Raw genomic sequence first — 23,593 nt, forward strand, 5'->3', positions numbered from 1 at the left:
TAGAGGAAAATCTTTAGCAAGATTCTCTTATGCCGCTGATATCTGGTTCTGCCATCAGTGAATAATTGGTATAGTAAACTACAAAGCCCGGCTTTGCTCCTCCGGGCTTCCGGAGATTTTTCTTCAGGGTATAGTCGATTTCCACCTTCGGGGCCTGCCTGCCTTTTGAATAAAAGGCCGCCAGGCGTCCGGCTTCTTCAAAGGTTGTGTCGGGAAGCTCCTGGCCGTTACTCTTAACGATCACATGGGATCCTGGCATTCCCTTTGCGTGGAACCACCAATCACTGCCAGAGGCAAATTTGAAGGAAAGTTCCTCATTCTGGTAATTGTTCTTGCCCACGTACATGTCAAAGCCGTCACTGGATACATAGTGGAGGGGCACAGAGGAGGTTTTCGTTTTTTTCTTGCCTGTGGGACCCTTCCGTTTGATATAGCCGTATTCGGAAAGCTCCTCACGGATCTGAGTGAGATCATTCTCCTCCAACGCTATGTCCAGGGCGGTGCTGATGCTTTCCAGATGGGCAACGTCCGCTTCTGTTTCAGCAATCTGGGTCTCCAATGCTTCAGCCGTCCGTTTCAGCTTGCCGTAACGGTCAAAATATTTCCTCGCATTTTCGGAAGGGCTTAAGGTGGGATCCAGGGGTACGGTGACCGGTTCGCCCGTATAATAGTTCACAGCAGACAGCTCAGTGGCTCCGGTCTCCAGACTATATCCGTATGCATTTAATAATTCCCCGTAAATCCTGTATTTATCCTTCTTTTCCGTGTCGTGCTGCTGCTTTTTCTGCAGGGTTAACTTTTTTACATTCCGTTCAAGCGCGGTTGCGACAATTTTCCGCAGATCTGTGGATTTCTGCCGGATTCTTGTGATGCGGCTCTTGTCTGAATAATAGGTTTCCAATAGCAGAGAAACAGAGGAAAAGGGAACTGCTTCGCAATCTTTGTACTGGGTCAGGGGCAGCGAGGCAAACTCAAAGGGTTCCCGCCCTCTGTAGAGGATGGAAGGATAAAAGTCTCCGTTTTTCACGTCCTCGATCATACGGCTGAAGGTGTGGTAGAGGTGGAGTCTTGCGGTTTCTCCGCAGGCACCGGTAGGAAGACCGCCGTCGATGGAAGCGCGGTAACATAACTCTTCGGCCATTAAAGGCGAAAAACCAGTCAGAGTAGTATAGATGGCCTTAGCCGTGGTACAGGGCCTTGTGAAAACAGTCTGATAGAAGCGTTCTTCCGTGATTTCCAGAGGATCTTCCTTCTCCTGGGTGCGGGGGATGAAATAGTCCCTGCCGGGAAGAACCTCTCTGACAGAGCTCATGTTCAGTGAAACGTGTTTGATTGCATCCAGAATTTTATCATCCTCTGTGCAGAAGATGATGTTACTGTGCTTGCCCATGATTTCCACGATCAGTTTTTTGCAGCAAAGATCCCCCAGCTCATTCCGGTGTTCAATCGTGAATATGAGTATCCGTTCCAGTCCGGGCTGTACCACGGAGAGAATTTTCCCACTGCCGATATGCTTCCTCAGAAGCATGCAGAAATTGGGGGCTGTCATGGGACTCTGCTTGTTCTGCTCCGTCAGATAGGCCAGAGGCAGAGAGGCGCTGGCTGACAGCAGCAGACGGTGCTGGTCCCTGTTGTTTTTCACAGTAATCAGAAGCTCATCGGCTTCTGGCTGGGCAATTTTTGTAATCCGCCCCCCGGTCAGGGCCTGATCCAGTTCTTTCCTTATATTAGCAATGGTAATTCCATCAAAAGCCATAGACGTACTCCTTATATGAATGAATTTGACTTCAGTATAACACATAATCGAAAAAAGTCATCTGAATATTCTCTGAATATTGTATGAATATGCCGGAAAAAGCATTTGACGCGGCTATTGGAATAGCTTATAATATACGGTGAATTTATATGGGCTTACCCATGGAGGCGAGGAACTGAATGATTAAAAGTATGACAGGCTTCGGCAGGGCAGAGCTGCAGGACGCCGATAAGAAGATTACAGTAGAGATAAAATCGGTGAACCACCGATATCTGGACTTCAATATAAAAATGCCGAAAAAGTTCAGCTTTTTCGAAGCCGGAATCCGCACTGTTCTGAAGAATTACATGCAGCGCGGAAAAATTGATGTTTTTATCGCATACGAAGATTTTACGCAGACCAAAGTATCGCTGAAATATAATGAGGAACTGGCACGCCAGTATATGGATTACTGTGCGCAGATGGAAAAGCAGTTCCTGCTGGTGAATGACATGACGGTTGGCAGGCTGGCCCGCTGTCCGGAAGTGTTCACCATGGAGGAGCAGCCGGTGGATGAAGAGGAACTTTGGATATCGCTGGAAAAGGCGCTCAGGACAGCTGGTGAAAATTTTGCGGAATCCAGAACCAGAGAGGGCGAATCCCTCAGAACAGATCTGGTCGGCAAGCTGGAGCGGATGGATGCGGATGTGGATCAGATTGTCAGCCGTTCACCAGGTATCCTGGAAGAATATAAGGAACGCCTGAAGCAGAGGACGAGAGAGCTGTTGGAGGATGCACAGATCGAGGAGAGCAGAATTGCTGCTGAAGTGGTACTTTTCGCAGATAAAATCTGTACAGATGAAGAAACTGTGCGCCTGAAGAGCCATATTACCAATATGAAACAGGCGTTGACGGACGGTAATGGAGTCGGAAGGAAACTGGATTTTATCGCTCAGGAAATGAACAGAGAAGCGAATACGATCTTATCCAAGGCCAATGATCTGGCCACTTCAGAGATTGCCATCGAACTGAAGACGGAAATCGAAAAGGTACGTGAACAGATTCAGAACATTGAATAGGAGATAGAATTGGCAAAGCTTGTGAATATCGGTTTTGGAAATGTGGTAAATTCTGAAAAGCTTCTGGCAGTGGTAAGCCCTGACGCGGCCCCTATCAAGCGCCTGGTGACAAAGGCGAAGGAAGAGGGGATGGTCATTGACGCGACTCAGGGCCGGAGGACAAAGGCGGTTGTGGTCCTCGAGGGGGGACGGATCCTGTTATCGGCCCTTCAGCCTGAGACTATCAGCCGGAGATTTAATTCAGATTACCTTGTGAATCCTGATTCCATGGTGAGGGATGAAAAAGAAGAATCGGAGGCAGACGATGAGTGAGGGGATTTTAGTAGCTGTGTCCGGTTTCTCCGGAGCCGGCAAGGGCACGTTGATGAAGGAGCTGTTGAAAAAGTACGATCAGTATGCGCTTTCCATTTCTGCGACTACCAGACAGCCGAGGCCGGGTGAACGGGATGGTGTGGAGTATTTTTTTAAGACTTCGGAAGAATTCCGGAAGATGATTGCGGAGGAGGCATTTATTGAATATGCCCGGTATGTGGACAATTATTACGGTACTCCCAGGTCCTATGTAGAGGAGCAGCTGGCGGCCGGCAAGGACGTCATCCTGGAGATTGAGATACAGGGTGCGCTGGAAGTCAAAAGGAAGCGGCCGGATACACTGCTGTTGTTCGTGACGCCTCCCAGTGCCGGGGAGCTGGAACGCCGGCTGGTGGGACGGGGGACGGAGACTATGGAAGTCATACAGTCCCGGCTTTCCAGGGCAGTGGAAGAGTCCAAGGGAATGGGCGGTTATGATTATATCGTGATTAACGATGTACTGGAGGACTGTGTGGAGCAGATGCACCAGATTATCTGTTCGCAGCGCCAGTCGGCCTCCCACCAGATTGAATTTATATCGCAGATACAGAAAGAATTAAAGGATAGAGAGGAGAATTGAAGATGATACATCCGTCTTACAAAGAATTGATTGAGGTAATTAATAACGGACAGGACATGGATGAGGCCCCGCTGGTTACCAGCAGGTATTCCATTGTACTTGCCACCAGTAAACGGGCGCGCCAGCTGATTGCAGGAGCGGAACCGCTGGTGAAGACGAGGGGCAAGAAAGCGCTGTCTGTGGCAGTGGATGAGCTATATAAAGGCAAGGTTAATATTCTTCCATCCGAGGAAGAGGAGTAAGTGATAACGGCGGGATTAACGGGTGGGGCTGTTTTTGGCAGCCCTGCCTGAATTTATACCCGCAGGGCACCCCGCAATACATGCCCTGTTTGTATACCCACAATACATGCGGTTTAGCGGAGCACGGCTGGAGGAAAGCGTGATGCAGATTTTATTTATTTCCCTGGGATGCGACAAGAATCTTGTGGACACCGAACATATGCTGGGAAAACTGGCCGGGCACGGCTATGAGATGACAGACGATGAGGAACAGGCTGATATTATTATCATTAATACCTGCTGTTTTATTCATGACGCCAAAGAAGAGAGTATTTCTAACATACTGGAGATGGCGGAATACCGGAAGAGCGGAAGCTGCCGCGCCCTGATTGTGACTGGGTGCATGGCACAACGCTACCGGCAGGAGATCCTGGATGAGATCCCTGAAGTGGACGCTGTCCTGGGTACGAACAGTTTTGATAAAATCGCGGAGGCGATAGAAGAGGCCCTGGGCGGTAAGAGAAGCCTGATTCTGGATTCACTGGAAGGCATCCCGCAGACAGAAGGAAAGAGGGTCATGACTACCGGGGGCCATTACGAATATCTGAAGATAGCGGAAGGATGCGACAAGCATTGCACCTACTGCATCATCCCGAAGCTTCGGGGCAGCTACCGGAGCGTGCCTATGGAAGAGCTGATGCGTGAGGCAGAACAGATGGCTGATGACGGGGTGAAGGAGCTGATCCTGGTAGCACAGGAAACGACGGTCTACGGGAAAGACCTGTATGGGAAAAAGTCGCTCCATGTGCTGCTGAGGAAGCTGTGTGGAATTCCCGGCATCTGCTGGATACGGATTTTGTATTGTTATCCGGAAGAGATTTATCCGGAACTGATCCGTGTGATGAAGGAGGAGCCTAAGATCTGCCACTATCTGGATCTGCCGATTCAACATGGCAATGATGAAATTTTGAAGAGAATGGGGCGCAGGACCTCCAAGGCAGAATTGAAGGCCATCGTCCGGAATCTCCGGGAACATATGCCGGATATCATTCTGCGGACTACTCTGATCACAGGATTCCCGGGAGAGACAGAAGAGCAGCATCAGGAGCTGATGGAGTTTGTGGACGAGATGGAGTTTGACCGCCTGGGAGTATTCACCTATTCGCCGGAGGAAGATACGCCGGCGGCGCTGATGGAGCAGCAGATTAATGAGGATATAAAGGCGAGGCGGCAGGATGAACTGTTGTCGCTTCAGCAGGAAATCTCTCTGGAGCTGGGTGAACAGAAGATCGGACAGTTGCTGGATGTTCTGATTGAGGGGTATGTGGCCGATGAGAATGCATATGTAGGGCGTACCTACGGAGATGCTCCAGGCGTTGACGGATATTTTTTTGTCAATACGGAGGAAACTTTGAATTCCGGCGATCTGGTGCGCGCGCGGGTGACCGGAGCCTTAGAATATGATTTGATTGGAGTAGTTGAAGATGAATTTACCGAATAAACTGACGATATTCAGGATGATTTTAATCCCTTTTTTTGTGGTTTTTATGAAAGTGCCTGTGGGCGGCGGGGAAATCCACCGTTACATTGCATTGGTGGTATTTGTGGTGGCAAGCCTGACGGATTCCCTGGACGGGTATATCGCCAGGAGAGACAATCTGGTTACGGATTTTGGGAAATTTATGGACCCTCTGGCGGATAAGCTGCTGGTCTGCGCGGCAATGATCTGTCTGATTGATACGGACCAGCTGCCCTCCTGGGTGGTGATTGTAATTATTTCCAGAGAATTTATTATCAGTGGCTTCCGGCTGATTGCAGCGGATAACGGGATTGTGATCGCCGCAAGCAAATGGGGCAAGTTAAAGACCATCTGCCAGATGGTGATGATCATCCTGCTTCTGGTGAACTTGGGGGGAGACGTGGCCCATGTGCTTGAGCAGGTTCTCATCTATCTGGCTCTGGCCCTGACTGTCATATCGCTGATTGATTATCTGTGCAAAAACAAACAGGTGATGAGCAGCCAGAAATAGGAGGCAGAGGAAGCCATGTACTGTGAGAAATATAAGAAAAGCCTGGAAGAGCAGACGGTGGATGCTCTCCTGGGCAGAAATTGGGAAATCACCACAGTAGAATCCTGCACGGGCGGCGCGGTGGCTGCTCGGATCGTCAATGTGCCCGGCGCATCGGACGTGCTGAAAGAGGGGTATATCACCTATTGTGATGCAGCAAAGATGAAACTGGCAGGCGTGCGCCGGGAAACCCTGGAAGCATATACCGCCGTCAGCCGACAGACCGCAGAAGAGATGGCGCTGGGAGGCATCCGCGCGTCCGGTGCCGATGTGGCTCTGGCGGTGACAGGGCTGGCCGGGCCGGGGGGAGGAACAGAAGAACGTCCGGTAGGCCTTGTGTATGTGGGATGTGCCGTTCATGAACGTGTGACAGTAAAAGAGCTTCATCTGAAGGGCAGCCGGAGGGAAATCAGGGATCAGGCGGCAGACGAAGCGCTGAAGCTGGCGCTGGAATGTATACTCCGGAGTATCCCGTAACGCATGCCTACTTCTTCATCATTTTCATGATCTGCATCATCTGGTCTATTTTGGCCGCTTCTTCCCGGCTTTTTCCGGATTTCAACACCTCAACAATCACATCCATTTCGTCTCTTGAGAACTGAGTGCCATTTTTTTGTGAGGAAGAAGCTGCTGCCATCAGAAATGGCAGCAGCTCTTTCTGGCTTTTTTGGCTTCCCTGGGATGCCAGGGACTGAAGCATTGCGAGTTTGGCAGGGTCGATTCCTGCAAGGTTCGGGTTATTCATCCAATCAGAATCCATAGTTGTCACTCCTTATTTAGTTCAGTTTCATTCTGCATCGCCTGGAACATCTGCATGGCAGCCAGAGCGGATGTCATATTTTCAAGGTTTGCCTTTGTCTCCCCCACTGCAAACTGGCTGATTTCAGAGAGTATATCAAAAGCTGACGGCTTTGGCGTATCCGCGGTGGACATGGCCTGCATGTCGGGCGCCTGGGGAAATAAATTCATGGCATTCCTCAGCTCCTGCATTTTAGACCATATGGACAAGAATTTCTGCATGGAGGGAGGCGCATAGGGCACCGCAGCTTTTAATACCTGAAGGGACTCACTGGACAGCATCTGATCCAGAGGCGTCATTTTAAAGTTTTCATTTTCATTCATTGGCAGGCCTCATAAGCTGTTTCTTTATCCTATGACGTCCCGGGCAGGAATATGACCCTTCTTGTAAATTTCGCATATGATACATTGTGGCGTAAATCGCCCAGGGGATATACGCCAAAGTATCTTTATGAAAGGAAGTAAACGTGATGGAGGAAAAGAAAGAAAAGCTGATTGTCAGCGGAAACGCCTTTTATGAAATAGACATGGACTGCATAAGGAAAAAAGAGGCGGAGGAAAAGAGAAGAGAAGAAGAGTATAAGCCGGAAAACAGAAAAGAAAACTAGATAAAAGAAGGGCCGCCGCCAAAGCGGCGGCAGCCCATTTGCATGCTGTCAGATATTAGCATCCACCACAGCAGCACAGAAGCAGGATAATTAACAGGCAGCTGTTGTTTCCGCCGCCAAAGACGTTACCGCATCCGCAGTCCGAATTGCCGTTTCCACAGCAGGAGAGCAGGAGCAGAATCCAGATGATGTTGCAGCAGCCGTTGCCAGAGCTAAGGAAGTTACCTCCGTTACCGCATCCACATCCGCTGTCGCATCCGTTATCACATCCGCATCCACAATTTGTAGCAGCTAAATCACTCATGTTAAATCCTCCAGGAAATTTTATTTACACTTTAGGATATGTAGCTGTGTTACTTTTGGTGAATAGATTATGAGGTCATCAGTGAAAGAAAAGTCTGATACAGGTCCAGAGTGCCATACCCCCATTCGCGGTTTGGATATAAAAGATCCTCCCGGCGGTCTGTTCCTCTGATCAGATAAATCTTCGTGGTATAGGCGGTGAGATAGTTCTCGGGAAAGCGCCGGGCGTCCCATTCCATGAGAAGAGCGGCGGCGCCGGCTGTGATGGCGGCGGCAGCGCTGGAACCTGTGAATGGAACGAAGGAGCCGGTGGGACCGGGCGCGGTCAGGGCCACGCCCGGAGCTGCCAGGTCAGGCTTTAGGCCTCCGGTCCGGGTATAACCCCGGCTGGAATGAAGATACAGGCTGCCGTCCAGTGAGTTATAGGTGCTGACAGAGATTGCCGGTTCAGCGTCAGAAGGCGTTGTTAATGTAGTATAGGGATTGGGAGAAAGAAAGGTTATGTCCGGATCGGAAAAGCCATACATGGGAAGCCAGATGTTGAAGGCAGGTTCCTGCTGGCTGCTGTATACACGGATATTCCAGATTCCGGGCGTGGGGTTTTTAAAACGGAGGAGGATCAGCTGGCTTCCTGAGCTGGGGAGGACAAGATTATAGTTGACGTATATCAGGGTTTCTTCTAAAGCAAACCGGATCTGCATGGATTGCTGAAGTGTTATAGGAATGCGTGGAATTGTCTCACCCAGGGGAGAACGAAATCCCACGGATAATTCCTGAGGCGGCTGCCCCCAGATTTCACAGAAGAAGCCGGGGCTGTTTTCAGGCACCCTGATTTCGGCGTTTGTATAGGGAAGGGAAGGATCCGGAACCGGGGTGTAATGATGGGATCGCCCGGCTTCATTTCCACAGGCGACCACCGTGACCACACCCTGCAGGCTCCCATACCGGCTGAGAACGGAGGCGAGGGGTTCTGTCCCGGAATGGCTTCCCTGGTTACAGCCCAGAGCCAGACAGATGATCAATGGCCGCCGGAGGTTTTCGGCAACATGAATCAGGTAGCTAAAGGCGGCGATAATATCATTTTCCTGGTACAGAACGGCTGAGTCAGCGGCAAAGTAATAGTCGCGGAGATATTTTTTTGCGGGCTTCAGCTTCACCATCACAATGCCGGCGTTTGGAGCGGCACCGAGAAAATCTGCGGAGGGGACCGGAGTTCCTGCCGCAATGCCGGCAACGGCGGTTCCATGTCCCAATTCGTCTGTAGACGGGACGATGGTTAGAGGAGAATCGGAGGCGAGAGCCCGGTTGATTTCCTCCTGTCCATATACGCTGCCATAAGGGAAATGAATCGGAGGAGTTCCGGTAAGGTCTGTCTGATCCCAGATAGAATGGATCCGTGTGCGTCCGCTAGCGTCTAAAAAAGCCGGATGGGTATAGTCTATGCCGGTATCCAGGAAGCCGATGAGGACCCCGCTGCCGCTCAGATTCAGAATCGACTGATTCTGTACCTGCCGGATGCCGGAAGCTTCCAGCGGCTGGGTATCCAGGGGCATGAAAAGTTTTGGTATGGTATTGTATGGAAAGGTTTCAGAGAGATTTTCTGTTCGGTCACTCCGACGGAGATAGAGTGCAGAAAACTGAGTATTTAAAACCAGGGTGCGTGCATCCTCAGGCGGGAGCTGCTGAATCTGCTCCTGACTGAGGAAGTAGCTGCGGATGAGAAAATCCATATAAGATTCAGAATAGATCATATCTGTTAAGGTGACCATGAGCACCTCATTTGGTTTTACCTTATCATATGATTGGGAAAAGCGCAGATATGCATAAGCCTGTCAGTTTCCTGCTGTCAGATTTCCAGAAGGTTACGGATCTCGTGATCGGGCACATCCATGGGATACTGATTGTTAAAGCAGGCCTTACAGACAGGCAGGTTCCCCACCATTTTCTGTAGCTCTCCGATAGGCATATAACCCAGTGAATCTGCTCCGATCAATTGGCAAATTTCTTGCGGAGAATGAGAGGAGGCGATCAGCTGCTTGTTGGAGGGCACGTCTGTTCCAAAGTAGCAGGGATACAGGAAGGGAGGAGAGCTGATCCTTACGTGTACTTCTGTTGCGCCGGCGTTTTTCATCATTTTAATGATATTGGCGATCGTCGTACCCCGGACGATAGAGTCATCTACGAGAACAATCCGTTTGCCCCTGACGACTGAATCCAGGACGCTGAGCTTGATCTTTACGCTGGATTCCCGTTCTTTCTGGCTGGGTTTGATAAAGGTCCTTCCGATGTAGCTGTTTTTATGAAAGGCCAGTCCAAAAGGGATTCCGGAAGCTTCTGAATACCCTTTGGCGGCGGTGAGGCCTGAGTCAGGGACACCGACTACCAGATCTGCTTCCACAGGATAGGTTTCAGCCAGGGCGGCGCCGGCGCGGATACGGGATTCATAGACGCTGACCTTATCCAGACAGCTGTCCAGCCGGGCAAAATAGATGTATTCAAATATGCAGTGAGCGTGTTGTGGTTTTTCAGGGAGAAACTGGGAATGGATTTCGCCATCTTTCGTGATTGTGACAATCTCACCGGGTTCCACATCGCGGATGAACTGAGCTCCGATGGAAGAGATGGCGCAGCTTTCAGAAGTTATGATAAAGGAATTGCCGCGTCTGCCGATGCAGAGGGGCTTCAGGCCGTAGGGGTCCCTGACGCCTACAAGCTTACGGGGGCTCATGACTACGAGGCCATAGGCTCCTTTGATCTTTTTGGATGCTTCGAGTACAGCCTCTTCTACCGTCTTAGAACGTACACGTTCTCTGGCGATGCAATAGGCGATGATTTCAGAATCGATAGAGGTGTGGAAGATGGCGCCGCCATATTCCATCTGCTCTCTCAGCTCCATGGCATTGATCAGGTTGCCGTTGTGGGCCAGAGCCAGCGATCCCTTAATATAGTTGAGCACCAGTGGCTGGGCATTGTCGATACTGGTTGAGCCTGAGGTGGAATACCTGACATGGCCGATGCCGATATTGCCCTTCAGCTCCTGCAGCTTTGATTCCTTAAAAACCTCATTGACCAGGCCAAGACCTTTGCAGGAGTGCACTCTGCCTTTCGGCCCCTGAGTATCGGAAACGGCGATGCCGCAGGACTCCTGGCCCCGGTGCTGTAAAGCTTCAAGGCCATAATAAATAGTGGTGCTGACGTCATTTCCGTCTAAATCATAAATGCCAAAGACCCCGCATTCCTCACGGAGGCCGCTGTTATACAATGTGGTCATAGCTCTTTGATTCCTCTCCGTATTTTTTATGCGTACATTATAAATGCTTTTTTCCAAAGATACAAGTATAAAATAATACTTTCTAACCTCCGTGTCCTTCAGGCATTGCGCGTAAGGCACAATACCTGGCCTCCCTTTCGGCGCTGCTGTCCGTTAAGCAGATCGGGCCGGGCCTGCAGAAATCCATGGTGGGCCCCTGTTCTGTCTCGTTTCCCGCCGGCCTTTCCGGAGATTGAAAACACTCCGCCCGGGGACGCCGAAAGGCAGCAATTTTTTTTGCTTTTTTGAAAAAAATATTTGAATACGGAAATAAATTAGTATATAATGGTGACCGTATTTTTATAAACAGTGAATCACCGACAGAAGACAGGAGGGTAACCAAATGGCAGTAAAGTACGTATTTGTAACTGGTGGAGTGGTATCTGGTCTGGGTAAGGGGATTACGGCTGCGTCGCTTGGCCGGCTGCTGAAAGCAAGGGGCTATCAGGTGACCATGCAGAAATTTGATCCGTACATCAATATTGATCCGGGAACAATGAACCCCATACAGCATGGAGAGGTGTTCGTGACAGATGACGGCACGGAGACGGATCTGGATCTGGGGCATTATGAACGGTTTATAGATGAGAGCCTGGATAAGAACTCCAATGTGACTACCGGAAAAATCTACTGGTCCGTTCTGCAGAAGGAACGGCATGGGGACTTCGGCGGGGGCACGGTACAGGTTATCCCTCATATTACGAATGAAATTAAAGGGCGCTTTTACAGGGGGAAAAGCGTGGATGAAGACCGGATTGCGATCATAGAGGTCGGCGGAACAGTCGGTGATATCGAAAGCCAGCCGTTTTTGGAATCTATCCGTCAGTTCCAGCATGATGTAGGGCATGAAAATGCGATTCTAATCCATGTAACGCTGATTCCCTATATCAAGGCCTCCGGGGAGCTGAAGACAAAGCCGACCCAGGCCAGTGTCAAGGAGCTTCAGGGTATGGGAATCCAGCCGGATATTATTGTATGCCGTTCCGAGCTGCCGCTGTCTTTTGAACTGAAGGATAAAATCGCGCTGTTCTGTAACGTGCCGGCGTCGCATGTGCTGCAGAATCTGGATGTGGAGTATCTGTATGAGGCGCCTCTGGCCATGGAGCGGGAACATCTGGCCAAAGTCGTCCTGGACTGTCTGCATCTGCCCTGTCCTGATCCGGATCTCACAGACTGGACCGAGATGGTAGATGCTCTCAGGAGCGCCAATAAGGATGTAACCATCGGACTGGTTGGAAAATATATTTCTCTGCACGACGCCTATCTGAGCGTGGCTGAGGCATTGAAGCATGGCGGTATTGCGAGCCGTGCCAACGTTCACATTCAATGGATTGATTCGGAGACAGTGACGGAGGAAAATGTGGCGGAGATCCTGGCGGATGTGGACGGAGTTCTGGTTCCCGGCGGATTTGGCAGCAGAGGGATTGAGGGGAAGATTGCGGCGATCAGATATGCGAGGGATCATAATATTCCGTTTCTGGGCCTGTGCCTGGGGATGCAGCTGGCGATCGTAGAATACGCAAGACATGTGGTGGGCTATCACGATGCCCACAGCATCGAGCTAAACCCTGACACGCTGCACCCGGTAATCGCTCTGATGCCGGACCAGAACGGCGTGGAGAATATAGGAGGCACACTGCGGCTGGGAGCTTATCCCTGCGTGCTGAAAGAAGGGACAAAAGCTTTTGAGCTGTATGGGCAGGAGCTGATTCATGAACGTCACAGGCATCGTTATGAGGTCAATAATGATTACAGAAAAGCACTTCAGGAAAATGGCATGATTCTTTCCGGACTCTCACCGGACGGCCATATCGTGGAGATGATTGAGCTGCCAGAGCATCCGTTTTTTGTGGCGACCCAGGGACATCCGGAATTCAAAAGCCGCCCGAATCGTCCACATCCTCTTTTCAGGGGACTGGTTGCGGCTGCAATTGCCCATCGGAACCAGAAATCTAATAAACAAATGTAAATAATGAATAAAACTTTAAATTATTCGGCGTAAATTAAAAAAACTTTATAAAATTAGAAAAAATAGTTTACAACCAGAGATTTTTGTATTATATTATTGCTAACCAAAACGAGACGAAACAGGCTTTTTCAGTTTCGCCCGTGATCGCGGCGGCGGCCAGGTGAACACGCAGGTATGTCTTCCTGGCCCGCTGCCCGTGTAAGCGAAAGGCCGCCGGGCATTTTACCTTACAGGCAGAGGAACGGCAGGAATACTCCGGCGCACAAAAATGGAATGAAAGAGGGAGAACCGTATGACGCAGCTAGGACGAAGCGCTGCCGAACAGCAGCCCGCCCTGTACCGGCCCGAATTTGAGCATGACAATTGTGGAATCGGTGCAGTGGTGAACATCAAAGGTGACAAGTCCCACGGGACTGTAGAGAACGCCTTAAAAATTGTTGAGAATCTTGAACATAGAGCCGGCAAAGACGCCGAGGGAAAAACAGGGGATGGTGTTGGTATCCTATTACAGGTATCACACAAATTCTTTTCCAGAACCTGTGAATCCCTCGGTTTTTCTTTGGGCGGAGAGCGGGAGTATGGCGTGGGCATGTTTTTCTTCCCGCAGAATGAGCTGAAGCGCAACCAGGCCAGGAAGATGTTTGAAATTATCGTGGAGAAGGAAGGACTGGAGCTGCTGGGCTGGCGGGCTGTCCCAACCGATCCGGAGGTGCTGGGGCACAAGGCCAGAGAATGCATGCCCTGCATCATGCAGGCATTTATCCGGAAACCTCAGGAGCTGGAAAAGGGGCTGGAATTTGACCGAAAGCTCTTCGTGGTCCGAAGGGTTTTTGAGCAGAGCACCGGGAATACCTATGTGGCATCCTTGTCCAGCCGGACGATTGTATACAAGGGAATGTTTCTGGTTGGGCAGCTCCGGACCTTTTTTACAGACTTGCAGAGCCCGTATTATGAATCGGCAATCGCAGTGGTTCATTCCAGGTTCTCTACGAATACGAATCCCAGCTGGGAGCGGGCGCATCCGAACCGTTTCATCGTACATAACGGGGAGATCAATACGATCCGGGGCAACGCGGATAAAATGCTGGCCCGTGAGGAGACGATGATTTCACCGTCGCTCCAGGAGGATATGGATAAAATCCTTCCTGTGATCAATGCGCAGGGCTCTGATTCCGCCATGCTGGATAACACGCTGGAGTTCCTGGTAATGAGCGGCATGGAGCTGCCTCTGGCGGTAATGATTACAATTCCGGAGCCCTGGGCCAATAACGAGACGATTTCGCTGGAAGAGAGGGATTTTTACCAGTACTATGCCACGATGATGGAGCCATGGGACGGCCCGGCAGCCATCGTATTTTCTGATGGTGACCAGGTGGGAGCGGTTCTGGACCGGAACGGCCTGCGGCCCTCCAGATATTACATCACAGATGACGGATATCTGATCCTGTCCTCAGAAGTGGGCGTTCTGGATATCTCGCCGGAGCACATTGTGAAGAAGGAACGCCTGCACCCCGGAAAGATGCTGCTGGTGGACACCCTGGAGGGAAGGCTGATCGGAGACAGCGAGCTAAAGGAGCGCTATGCCCTGAAGCAGCCCTATGGGGAATGGCTGGACAGCAATCTGGTGGAGCTGGCCGGCCTGAAGATACCGAATCTGAAGGTGGAAGAATACCAGCCGGAGGAACGTTCCAGGCTTCAGAAGGCGTTTGGGTATACGTATGAGGAATACAGATCGGGCATCAGGAATATGGCGCTGAACGGAGCTGAAGGGATTGCGGCAATGGGAATTGATACCCCTCTTCCGGTCCTTTCCAAAGAACATCAGCCGTTGTTTCATTACTTTAAACAGCTTTTCGCCCAGGTGACCAATCCGCCGATTGACTGCATCCGGGAGGAGGTTGTCACCTCCACGTCCGTTTATTTGGGCAGAGACGGCAATCTTTTGATGGAACAGCCGGAAAATTGTAAGGTGCTGAAGATCAACAACCCGATCCTAACCAATACCGATCTGCTGAAGATCAAAAACATGAAGGTAGAAGGCTTTAAAGCAGTCGTTGTGCCGATTACCTACTACAAGAGCACACCGCTGGAGAGAGCGATTGAACGGCTGTTTGTGGAAGTGGATAAGGCCTACCGGCAGGGCGCCAATATCCTGGTGCTGTCCGACAGGGGAGTGGACGAAAACCACGTCCCGATGCCGTCGCTTCTGGCTGTATCAGCCGTGCACCAGCACCTGGTAAAGACGAAGAAGAGAACAGCGCTGGCAATTATCCTGGAATCAGGGGAACCGCGGGAGGTGCATCATTTCGCAACGCTGCTGGGCTATGGAGCCAGCGCCGTCAATCCTTATCTGGCGTTGGATACGATTCACGAGCTGATTGAAAATGAAATGCTGGAAAAAGATTACTATGCGGCTGTGGATGATTATACCCATGCGGTACTGAGCGGGATCGTCAAAATCGCTTCTAAGATGGGCATATCCACGATCCAGTCCTATCAGGGGGCGCAGATTTTTGAGGCCATCGGGATCTCCGGGGAGGTCATTGATAAATATTTTACCAATACTGTCAGCAGGGTGGACGGGATCACGCTGGAGGATATTTCCAGAGATGTGGATGAGCGCCATTCAGAGGCCTTCGATCCGCTGGGGCTGGGCAGCGACCTGACGCTGGACAGCGTAGGGCGTCACAAGAGCAGAAGCCAGGGAGAGGAGCACAGGTATAATCCGGAGACGATTCATCTGCTTCAGGAATCCACAAGAAGAGGCGATTATCAGATGTTTAAAGAATATACATCTCTGGTGGATCAGGAGGATTCCGGTTATCTCAGAAGCCTGATGGATTTCCGCTACCCGGAAGAAGGGGTTCCGCTGGAAGAAGTGGAAAGTGTGGATTCCATCGTGCGGCGATTCAAGACAGGCGCAATGTCCTATGGATCTATTTCTCAGGAAGCCCATGAGACTCTGGCTGTTGCCATGAACCGTATACACGGCAAATCTAATACGGGAGAGGGCGGCGAGAGTGATGACCGTCTGGCTTCACCTGAGCGATGTTCAGCCATTAAGCAGGTGGCTTCCGGAAGATTTGGCGTCACCAGTAAATATCTGGTCAGCGCAAAAGAGATACAGATTAAGATGGCTCAGGGAGCCAAGCCGGGAGAGGGCGGCCATCTTCCGGCGGGGAAGGTCTATCCCTGGATCGCCAGGACCAGGCATTCCACTCCGGGCGTATCATTGATTTCACCGCCGCCGCATCATGATATCTATTCCATAGAGGATCTGGCACAGCTGATCTACGACCTTAAGAATTCTAACGTAAACGCCCGCATCTCCGTAAAGCTTGTATCCGAGGCAGGAGTCGGGACAGTTGCCGCCGGCGTGGCCAAGGCCGGCGCGCAGGTCATTTTGATTTCAGGCTATGACGGAGGAACGGGAGCCGCCCCCAGAAGCTCTATTCACAACGCGGGGCTGCCCTGGGAGCTGGGGCTGGCAGAGACCCATCAGACACTTTTGATGAACGGGCTGAGGAACCGGGTGATGATTGAGACGGATGGCAAGCTGATGAGCGGCAGGGACGTGATTTTTGCAGCGCTGTTGGGAGCAGAGGAATACGGCTTTGCGACGGCGCCGCTGATCACCATGGGCTGCGTGATGATGCGTGTCTGCAATCTGGATACCTGTCCGGTGGGCGTGGCCACCCAGAATCCGGAGCTGCGGAAGAGATTCCGCGGGAAGCCGGAATATGTAGTGAACTTCATGCGGTTTATCGCGGAGGAAATGCGGGAATACATGTCAAAGCTGGGCTTCCGTACAGTGGATGAGATGGTGGGCCGTAGTGACCTGATCCGTAAAAAAGACCATGTTTCCAGTGAAAAGGCCGCTAGGATTAATCTGGATGCGATTTTGAATAACCCTTACGCGAATACAGGAAGCAGAGTCACGTTTGATCCGGCGGCAGTGTATAATTTCGAGCTGGAAAAGACTATGGATGAGAGAATTCTATTAAAGGAACTCCTTCCTGCCATGGATAAGCGGGAACCGAAGAAGATTTCCGTCAGGGTCAGCAATACGGACCGGACGCTGGGAACGATTCTGGGAGCAGAAATCACAAGAAAATTCGGTGACAGCGCGCTGAAGGACGACACCTATGTGGTGGAATGTGAGGGCGCCGGGGGCCAGAGCTTCGGCGCGTTCATTCCAAAGGGGCTGACGCTCAGGCTGACGGGAGATTCCAATGACTATCTCGGGAAAGGGCTTTCCGGGGGAAAGATTATCGTGAAAACGCCGGAGAATTCCCCTCTGAAAGCAGATGAAAATGTCATTGTCGGCAACGTGGCCTTCTATGGAGCCACCAGCGGCGAAGCCTACATCAACGGCGTGGCCGGAGAGAGGTTCTGCGTCCGGAATTCAGGAGTACGCGCGGTAGTGGAGGGAGTCGGCGAACACGGCTGTGAATATATGACCGGAGGGCGTGTGGTAGTCCTGGGGAAGACGGAAAAGAATTTTGCAGCCGGAATGAGCGGGGGAATTGCCTATGTTCTGGATGAAAAAAATGATCTTTACCGGAACCTGAATAAAGAAATGATTGAGATTGACAAGGTGGAAAATAAATATGACCGGAAAGAGCTGAGAGATATGATCCAGAAACATGTGGAAGCCACCAGTTCTGAAAAGGGACGGGAGGTTCTGGAACACTTTGAGGATTACCTCCCCAAATTCAAGAAAATCATACCGAACGATTACAAACGAATGATGACACTTTCAGCACAGCTGGAGGAAAAGGGATTGAGCAGCGAGCAGGCTCAGATTGAAGCTTTTTACGAGAGTTTGCGCAAGTAGGAGGAGAATAAGATGGGAAAACCGACTGGATTTTTAGATTATGAACGCCAGGACAGCGGGTGTACGCCGCCCCTGGAACGTATTAAGGATTTCCATGAATTCCATACCCCCCTGCCGAAGGAAAAACAGAAGCTGCAGGGAGCGCGCTGTATGGCCTGCGGCGTGCCTTTCTGCCAGGCAGGGAGGATAATCGCCGGCATGGCCAGCGGATGCCCGCTGAATAACCTGTGCCCGGAATGGAACGATCTGGTATATCTGGGCAACTGGAAACAGGCCTATATGAGGCTGGCTAAGACTAATTGTTTCCCGGAGTTTACCTCGCGGGTTTGCCCGGCGCTCTGCGAGGCGGCCTGTACCTGCAATCTGAATGGAGATCCTGTAGCCACGAAGGAAAATGAAAGGGCTATCATAGAAAATGCCTGGGAGTCAGGGCTGATCAGGCCGGAGCCTCCGAAGGTCAGGACCGGCAAGAGCGTCGCCGTAGTGGGCAGCGGCCCGTCCGGCCTGGCGGCCGCCCAGATGCTGAATAAACGTGGGCATTCGGTAACAGTTTTTGAACGAAGAGACCGGATCGGCGGGCTCCTCCGCTATGGCATACCGAATATGAAGCTGGAAAAAAAGGTGATTGACCGGAGAATCCGTCTGATGGAGGAAGAAGGAGTCAGCTTTGTCACGAATGCGGACGTGGGGACAGGAGTGGAAGCGCAGAAGCTTTTGAAGGAGTTCGACCGGGTGCTGCTCTGCTGCGGCGCTTCCAATCCCAGAGATATTGAGGCGCCGGGCCGGGAGCTGAAGGGCATCCATTTTGCGGTGGAATTCCTGAGCTCTGTCACAAAAAGCCTGCTGGATTCTGAACTGCAGGATAAAAATTATATAGATGCGAAAAATAAGCATGTGGTGGTAATCGGCGGCGGCGACACCGGTAATGACTGCGTAGGCACTGCTATCCGCCTGGGAGCCGGATCTGTCGTGCAGCTGGAGATGATGCCGAAGCCTCCGGCAGAGCGGGCCGGAAACAATCCATGGCCAGAATGGCCGAAGGTATTGAAGACTGACTATGGCCAGGAGGAGGCCATCGCCCTGTTTGGCCAGGATCCCAGAATCTATCAGACAACAGTAACAGAATTCATCGGAAATAAAAAGGGTGAGCTGAAAAAGCTGAAGCTTATAAAGCTTAAGCCGGAAAAAGACCCGGAAAGCGGCAGGATGAATATGATTCCGGTGGAAGGGTCTGAGAAGGTGATCCCGGCCGATCTGGTGCTGATCGCCGCAGGCTTTCTCGGAGCGCAGCAGTACGTGACCGAAGCGTTCGGAGTAGCGGTAAACGGCCGTACCAACGTGAACACAAAACCAGGGGAATATGAGACATCTGTGCCGGGGGTGTTCACGGCAGGCGATATGCACCGGGGCCAGTCCCTGGTGGTATGGGCGATCCGTGAGGGACGGGAAGCAGCGAAAGCGGTGGATTTGTCTCTCATGGGGTATTCAAATCTGTAATCCAATTGACAAAGAAATTAGAAATCGGTATAATCAGACATGTCAAACATGCGGTAATAAGAGGGTGCAGCGGCAGCGGCAGCCTCTTATGCGACTGTCTACGACTGTCCATGAGCAAAGGAGTATGTAAATATGGCAAAATATACGAAGGACGCAATTCTGCAGATGGCTGAAGAAGAGGACGTTGAATTTATCCGGCTGCAGTTTACGGATATGTTTGGAACCTTGAAGAACATTGCGGTCACCTCCAGCCAGCTGGAAAAAGCGCTGAATAATCAGTGCATGTTTCCCGGTTCGTCCGTTGAGGGTTTTTCCGATGATGAGACAGACCTGTACCTGCATCCCGACCTGGACAGCTTCGTGATCCTGCCCTGGCGTCCCCAGCAGGGAAAGGTTGCCAGGCTGATCTGTGACGTCCACATGGCGGACGGCACTCCTTACGGCGGCTGTACCCGGAGCGTTCTGAAAAATTTCCTGAAAAAGGCGAGAAAAATGGGCTATTATTTTTACATAGGCCCTGAATGTGAATTTTTTCTGTTCCAGACGGATGATAACGGCATGCCGACCACAAATACCCTGGAACGGGCGGGGTATTTCGACCTGGGTCCCATCGATATGGGCGAAAATGCCAGAAGGGATATGGTGCTGACATTGGAGGACATGGGTTTTGAGGTGGAATCCTCTTACCATGAAGTGGCTCCCGGCCAGCATGAGATAGATTTCCACTGGGCAAAGGGGGTATCGGCGGCCGACAGCCTGATGACCTTTAAATTCGCGGTGCGGACCATCGCAAAACGGCACGGCCTCCACGCTACATTCATGCCTAAGCCGAAGACAGGGGTCCCTGGTTCTGGCATGCATCTGAATTTTGCCCTCTATGATAAGGAAGGAAATAACGTTTTTTATGATGAAAATGACCCGTTAAAGCTTTCTGATAAAGCATATTATTTTATCGGCGGTCTGCTGGCCCACATCAAGGGGATGAGCGCTGTCACCAACCCGCTGATTAATTCCTATAAGCGGCTGGTCCCCGGATATGAGGCGCCGGTTTATGAGGCCTGGTCCACACGGGTTAAAAGCTCTCTGATCCGAATACCTCCGGCGAGAGGCAGCCAGACACAGATCGAGCTGCGCTCTCCAGATCCGGCTTCCAATCCCTATCTGGCGCTGACCATCTGCCTGGCCGCGGGACTTGACGGGATTCAGAAGAAGCTTCAGCCGCCCAAACCCGTGAATAAAGAAGTGGACAAAATGACAGCGGAAGAAAAGGAGCAATTCCATATATCTGCACTGCCTTCTACACTGGGAGAAGCGATAGCAGAACTGGAAAAGGATGGATTCGTCCGAAAGGTTCTGGGAGAGGAGTTCGTACAACGGTATCTGGAGGCCAAGAAGGCTGAATGGAAAGAATATATGCCTCAGGTAACCGATTGGGAAGTTGACAAGTATCTGTACCGTATCTGATGAAGAGGGGAAGTTTGAATGAGCAGCTTGGTTGTAGTATTTCCCAAACCGGAAGATGCGAAGCGGATCAGGGACGTATGCGTCCGGCACGGGTTCGATGTGGACGCAGTCTGCACCACCGCAGCGGGGGCCCTGTCTGAAATGAATAACCTTGACGGTGGAATCGTAATCTGTGGGTACAGACTTTCCGACATGTTTTTTACAGAGCTGAGAGAATGTATGCCGGCAGGCTTCGAGATGCTGCTGATTGCTTCCAACCGTGTCCTGAGTTCTGTGGAGGGTTCCGGCATCATGGCTGTGTCCATGCCGCTGTCCGCTTTTGAACTGGTGAATACGCTGTCGATGATGCAGCGGAAGGCAGTCCGGCGCAGAAGGAGGGAGAATCCCAGGCCGAAGGCGAGATCCAGGGAAGAGCAGGAGATTATAGACAACGCCAAAGCTCTCCTGATGGAAAGAAATCACATGACAGAATCCGAAGCGCACCGTTATATACAAAAATGCAGCATGGACAACGGGACGAACCTTGTGGAAACTGCCCAGATGGTTTTGACCCTGATGTCCTGTTGAATAGATGCAATACCAAATATGAATGATTTTATGGAGAGGTGAAGAAACTATGTTTAAAGTGAATGAAAATTATCTGAAATTGCCGGGGAGCTATCTGTTTTCCAATATCGCAAAAAAGGTGGCGGCTTTTACCGAAGCAAATCCGGAACTGAAGGACCGGATCATCCGCCTGGGAATCGGCGATGTGACACAGCCGCTGGCTCCTGCTATCATTAAGGCGCTGCATGCAGCAGTTGATGAGATGGGCCAGGCAGAAACCTTCCACGGCTATGCGCCCGACCTGGGATATGAGTTCCTGAGAACGGTTATTGCAAAAAATGATTACCAGGGCAGGGGCTGTGACATTGCGGCGGACGAGATTTTTGTTTCTGACGGAGCAAAATGCGACTGCAGCAATATTCAGGAGATCTTCAGCGAGGACAGTAAAATAGCCGTCTGCGATCCCGTGTATCCCGTATATGTGGATTCTAACGTGATGGCAGGAAGAGCGGGAGACTGGAATCCCCAGACAGAGATGTTTTCCAATGTCATTTACATGCCCTGCACCAGAGAGAATCATTTTTCACCGGAGTTCCCCAAAGAGACTCCGGATCTGATCTATCTCTGCTATCCCAATAACCCCACTGGCGCCACGCTCACGAAGGCACAGCTCCAGGGATGGGTGGATTACGCCAACCGTGTGGGCGCCGTGATCCTCTATGACGCCGCCTATGAAGCGTACATTTCCGAAGAGGATGTACCCCATACAATTTATGAATGTGACGGGGCCAGAACCTGTGCCATCGAATTCCGCAGCTTTTCCAAGAACGCAGGCTTTACCGGCGTGCGCCTGGGCTTCACAGTCATTCCGAAGGAGCTTAAGAGCGGGGACGTATCCCTCCACAGCCTCTGGGCGAGACGCCACGGCACCAAATATAACGGAGCACCCTATATCATCCAGAAAGCCGGAGAGGCTGTCTATTCACCGGAGGGCAAGGCCCAGCTCAGAGAGCAGGTGGCTTATTATATGAAAAACGCCAGAGTCATCTACGAGGGCCTGAAATCTGCCGGCTATACGGTATCCGGTGGCGTAAATGCTCCCTATATCTGGCTGAAAACCCCTGAAGGCATGAACTCCTGGGAATTCTTCGATCACCTGCTGGAAACTGCAAACGTGGTAGGAACCCCAGGCTCCGGCTTCGGTCCCAGCGGAGAAGGATACTTCCGGCTGACAGCCTTTGGAACGTATGAAAAGACTGTGGAAGCAATCGAGCGAATCAAAAGAATGTAAGGGGCTTATGGCAAGATAGTAATACCCGGACGAAAAGCAGCGGGCGTTCTCCAGCGGTTCCGACCTGGTGGGCAGACTGGGCTTCGGGTTGAAGTAGTTCTAGCATTCCGGCGGCTCCTCTCCGGAGGTACCGGGGTAAGTCGCCGGAAAGCAAGAACTACTAACAACCCTGCAGAGGTCTGCCCACCAGGCCGGAACCGCTGGAGGCCGCCCGCTGCTTTTCTGACTGCTTCAGACGGTATAGTGGCTCTTGCCAGGGGTGTGAACCCCGGATGATCACAGACGGCAGGTTCGTGGTGTGAACCCGGATGATCGCAGGCGGCAGATTCCGTACTGGCTCCCTGACGATCTCTGACGGTAGGTTCTGTGAAGGGAATCTTCATAACTTCTAACAGCCATATTAAATAATACGGACGTCAATAAGGCTGAATCAGCCAATCCTTGCCGTCCGCAACCATCGTGATGACACTTTCGTCCGGGTATCCAACACCCCCCTCACCGACCAATTGGAAGCAAAACCTGAATTGGGGGCTTTGCAAAGGGGTGGGAACTGTTGTATACTGGCTAACAGATAGATTTTGAAACAGCGCTTCGGGCTTGGAACCGGGGCATGTGGAAGGGAGAGTATAGATGGCAAGTAAAATTACGGATGAAACCATCGAGTATGTCGGCATTCTTGCGAAGCTGAAGCTTTCCGGCGAAGAAAAGGAACAGGCCAGGGAGGATATGCAGAAAATGCTGGATTATATTGATAAACTGGACGAGCTGGATACCACCGGGGTTGAGCCTATGTCTCATATATTTCCGGTTCATAATGTGTTCCGGGAGGATGTGGTGACGAATGAAGACGACAGGGTTCATATGCTGGCCAATGCTCCGGAGCAGAAGGACGGGCAGTATCAGGTACCAAAGACGGTGGAATAGAGGAGGAAAGA

Annotated in this window: 21 protein-coding genes; 15 read left to right on the plus strand and 6 right to left on the minus strand. The window is 51.3% G+C overall.

From position 1 onward, the window contains the following. Positions 1–13: 13 nt before the first annotated feature. The gene (locus H9Q79_RS04215) at positions 14–1,756 is read right to left on the minus strand and encodes an Rqc2 family fibronectin-binding protein (RefSeq protein ID WP_118642736.1); all 1,743 of its coding nucleotides are present in this window, start codon (positions 1,754–1,756) and stop codon (positions 14–16) included. Between the two features lie 179 nt (positions 1,757–1,935). On the opposite strand from H9Q79_RS04215, the gene H9Q79_RS04220 reads away from it, so the two are divergent. The 7 genes from H9Q79_RS04220 to H9Q79_RS04250 all read left to right on the plus strand — a co-directional run bounded on the left by H9Q79_RS04220 (position 1,936) and on the right by H9Q79_RS04250 (position 6,512). Further along, complete coding sequence (locus tag H9Q79_RS04220; RefSeq protein ID WP_118642738.1) at positions 1,936–2,814, plus strand: YicC/YloC family endoribonuclease; 879 nt, start codon at positions 1,936–1,938, stop codon at positions 2,812–2,814. Between the two features lie 9 nt (positions 2,815–2,823). After that, on the plus strand, positions 2,824–3,126 hold the full coding sequence (locus H9Q79_RS04225) for a DUF370 domain-containing protein (protein ID WP_118642740.1): 303 nt from the start codon (positions 2,824–2,826) through the stop codon (positions 3,124–3,126). Next, positions 3,119–3,745 (plus strand): guanylate kinase, encoded by a 627-nt coding sequence (gmk, locus tag H9Q79_RS04230; protein WP_118642742.1) that lies wholly within the window; start codon positions 3,119–3,121, stop codon positions 3,743–3,745. The genes H9Q79_RS04225 and gmk overlap by 8 nt, the downstream gene beginning before the upstream one ends. A 2-nt stretch (positions 3,746–3,747) precedes the next feature. Next, positions 3,748–3,987, plus strand: a complete 240-nt coding sequence (gene rpoZ / locus H9Q79_RS04235; RefSeq protein ID WP_118642744.1) for a DNA-directed RNA polymerase subunit omega — start codon at positions 3,748–3,750, stop codon at positions 3,985–3,987. Between the two features lie 142 nt (positions 3,988–4,129). After that, entirely contained in the window at positions 4,130–5,467 is a 1,338-nt protein-coding gene (rimO, locus tag H9Q79_RS04240; protein ID WP_249329253.1) for a 30S ribosomal protein S12 methylthiotransferase RimO, read from the plus strand. Further along, positions 5,451–5,996, plus strand: coding sequence for a CDP-diacylglycerol--glycerol-3-phosphate 3-phosphatidyltransferase (pgsA, locus tag H9Q79_RS04245; protein ID WP_118642746.1), 546 nt, complete (start codon positions 5,451–5,453; stop codon positions 5,994–5,996). The genes rimO and pgsA overlap by 17 nt, the downstream gene beginning before the upstream one ends. Before the next feature lie 15 nt (positions 5,997–6,011). Then, positions 6,012–6,512, plus strand: coding sequence for a CinA family protein (locus tag H9Q79_RS04250; RefSeq protein ID WP_249329254.1), 501 nt, complete (start codon positions 6,012–6,014; stop codon positions 6,510–6,512). A 7-nt stretch (positions 6,513–6,519) separates the two neighbouring features. On the opposite strand, the gene H9Q79_RS04255 is transcribed toward H9Q79_RS04250, so the two are convergent. Both H9Q79_RS04255 and H9Q79_RS04260 read right to left on the minus strand, forming a co-directional pair. Beyond that, the gene (locus tag H9Q79_RS04255; RefSeq protein ID WP_118642748.1) at positions 6,520–6,795 is read right to left on the minus strand and encodes a hypothetical protein; all 276 of its coding nucleotides are present in this window, start codon (positions 6,793–6,795) and stop codon (positions 6,520–6,522) included. Positions 6,796–6,800: 5 nt separating this feature from the next. Next, a complete protein-coding gene (locus tag H9Q79_RS04260) occupies positions 6,801–7,157 on the minus strand; it encodes a hypothetical protein (RefSeq protein WP_118642750.1) in 357 nt (118 codons plus the stop codon). 146 nt (positions 7,158–7,303) lie between these two features. On the opposite strand from H9Q79_RS04260, the gene H9Q79_RS04265 reads away from it, so the two are divergent. Beyond that, positions 7,304–7,441 carry a hypothetical protein gene (locus H9Q79_RS04265; RefSeq protein ID WP_249329255.1) on the plus strand — a complete coding sequence of 46 codons (138 nt, stop codon included), beginning with the start codon at positions 7,304–7,306 and terminating at the stop codon, positions 7,439–7,441. A gap of 55 nt (positions 7,442–7,496) precedes the next feature. On the opposite strand, the gene H9Q79_RS04270 is transcribed toward H9Q79_RS04265, so the two are convergent. The 3 genes from H9Q79_RS04270 to purF form a co-directional block, all read right to left on the minus strand. Beyond that, entirely contained in the window at positions 7,497–7,745 is a 249-nt protein-coding gene (locus H9Q79_RS04270) for a chorion class high-cysteine HCB protein 13 (RefSeq protein ID WP_118642752.1), read from the minus strand. 67 nt (positions 7,746–7,812) lie between these two features. Next, entirely contained in the window at positions 7,813–9,513 is a 1,701-nt protein-coding gene (locus H9Q79_RS04275) for a S8 family peptidase (RefSeq protein WP_118642754.1), read from the minus strand. A 77-nt stretch (positions 9,514–9,590) separates the two neighbouring features. Continuing rightward, positions 9,591–11,015 (minus strand): amidophosphoribosyltransferase, encoded by a 1,425-nt coding sequence (gene purF, locus H9Q79_RS04280; RefSeq protein ID WP_249329256.1) that lies wholly within the window; start codon positions 11,013–11,015, stop codon positions 9,591–9,593. A gap of 382 nt (positions 11,016–11,397) precedes the next feature. Between purF and H9Q79_RS04285 the strand changes: the two genes are divergently transcribed. The 7 genes from H9Q79_RS04285 to gatC all read left to right on the plus strand — a co-directional run bounded on the left by H9Q79_RS04285 (position 11,398) and on the right by gatC (position 23,582). Then, positions 11,398–13,023 (plus strand): CTP synthase, encoded by a 1,626-nt coding sequence (locus H9Q79_RS04285; protein WP_118642756.1) that lies wholly within the window; start codon positions 11,398–11,400, stop codon positions 13,021–13,023. Positions 13,024–13,315: 292 nt separating this feature from the next. After that, positions 13,316–17,860 (plus strand): glutamate synthase large subunit, encoded by a 4,545-nt coding sequence (gene gltB, locus H9Q79_RS04290; protein WP_249329257.1) that lies wholly within the window; start codon positions 13,316–13,318, stop codon positions 17,858–17,860. 12 nt (positions 17,861–17,872) lie between these two features. Beyond that, a complete protein-coding gene (locus H9Q79_RS04295; protein ID WP_249329258.1) occupies positions 17,873–19,357 on the plus strand; it encodes a glutamate synthase subunit beta in 1,485 nt (494 codons plus the stop codon). Between the two features lie 132 nt (positions 19,358–19,489). After that, positions 19,490–20,821 carry a type I glutamate--ammonia ligase gene (glnA, locus tag H9Q79_RS04300; protein ID WP_249329259.1) on the plus strand — a complete coding sequence of 444 codons (1,332 nt, stop codon included), beginning with the start codon at positions 19,490–19,492 and terminating at the stop codon, positions 20,819–20,821. A gap of 18 nt (positions 20,822–20,839) precedes the next feature. Continuing rightward, the gene (locus H9Q79_RS04305) at positions 20,840–21,388 is read left to right on the plus strand and encodes an ANTAR domain-containing response regulator (RefSeq protein WP_118642760.1); all 549 of its coding nucleotides are present in this window, start codon (positions 20,840–20,842) and stop codon (positions 21,386–21,388) included. Positions 21,389–21,437: 49 nt separating this feature from the next. Beyond that, the gene (locus tag H9Q79_RS04310) at positions 21,438–22,658 is read left to right on the plus strand and encodes an LL-diaminopimelate aminotransferase (RefSeq protein ID WP_249329260.1); all 1,221 of its coding nucleotides are present in this window, start codon (positions 21,438–21,440) and stop codon (positions 22,656–22,658) included. A gap of 630 nt (positions 22,659–23,288) precedes the next feature. Then, a complete protein-coding gene (gene gatC, locus H9Q79_RS04315) occupies positions 23,289–23,582 on the plus strand; it encodes an Asp-tRNA(Asn)/Glu-tRNA(Gln) amidotransferase subunit GatC (RefSeq protein ID WP_118642762.1) in 294 nt (97 codons plus the stop codon). Positions 23,583–23,593: the final 11 nt, after the last annotated feature.

Source organism: Wansuia hejianensis, from assembly GCF_014337215.1.
GTDB classification, from domain to species: domain Bacteria; phylum Bacillota; class Clostridia; order Lachnospirales; family Lachnospiraceae; genus Scatomonas; species Scatomonas hejianensis.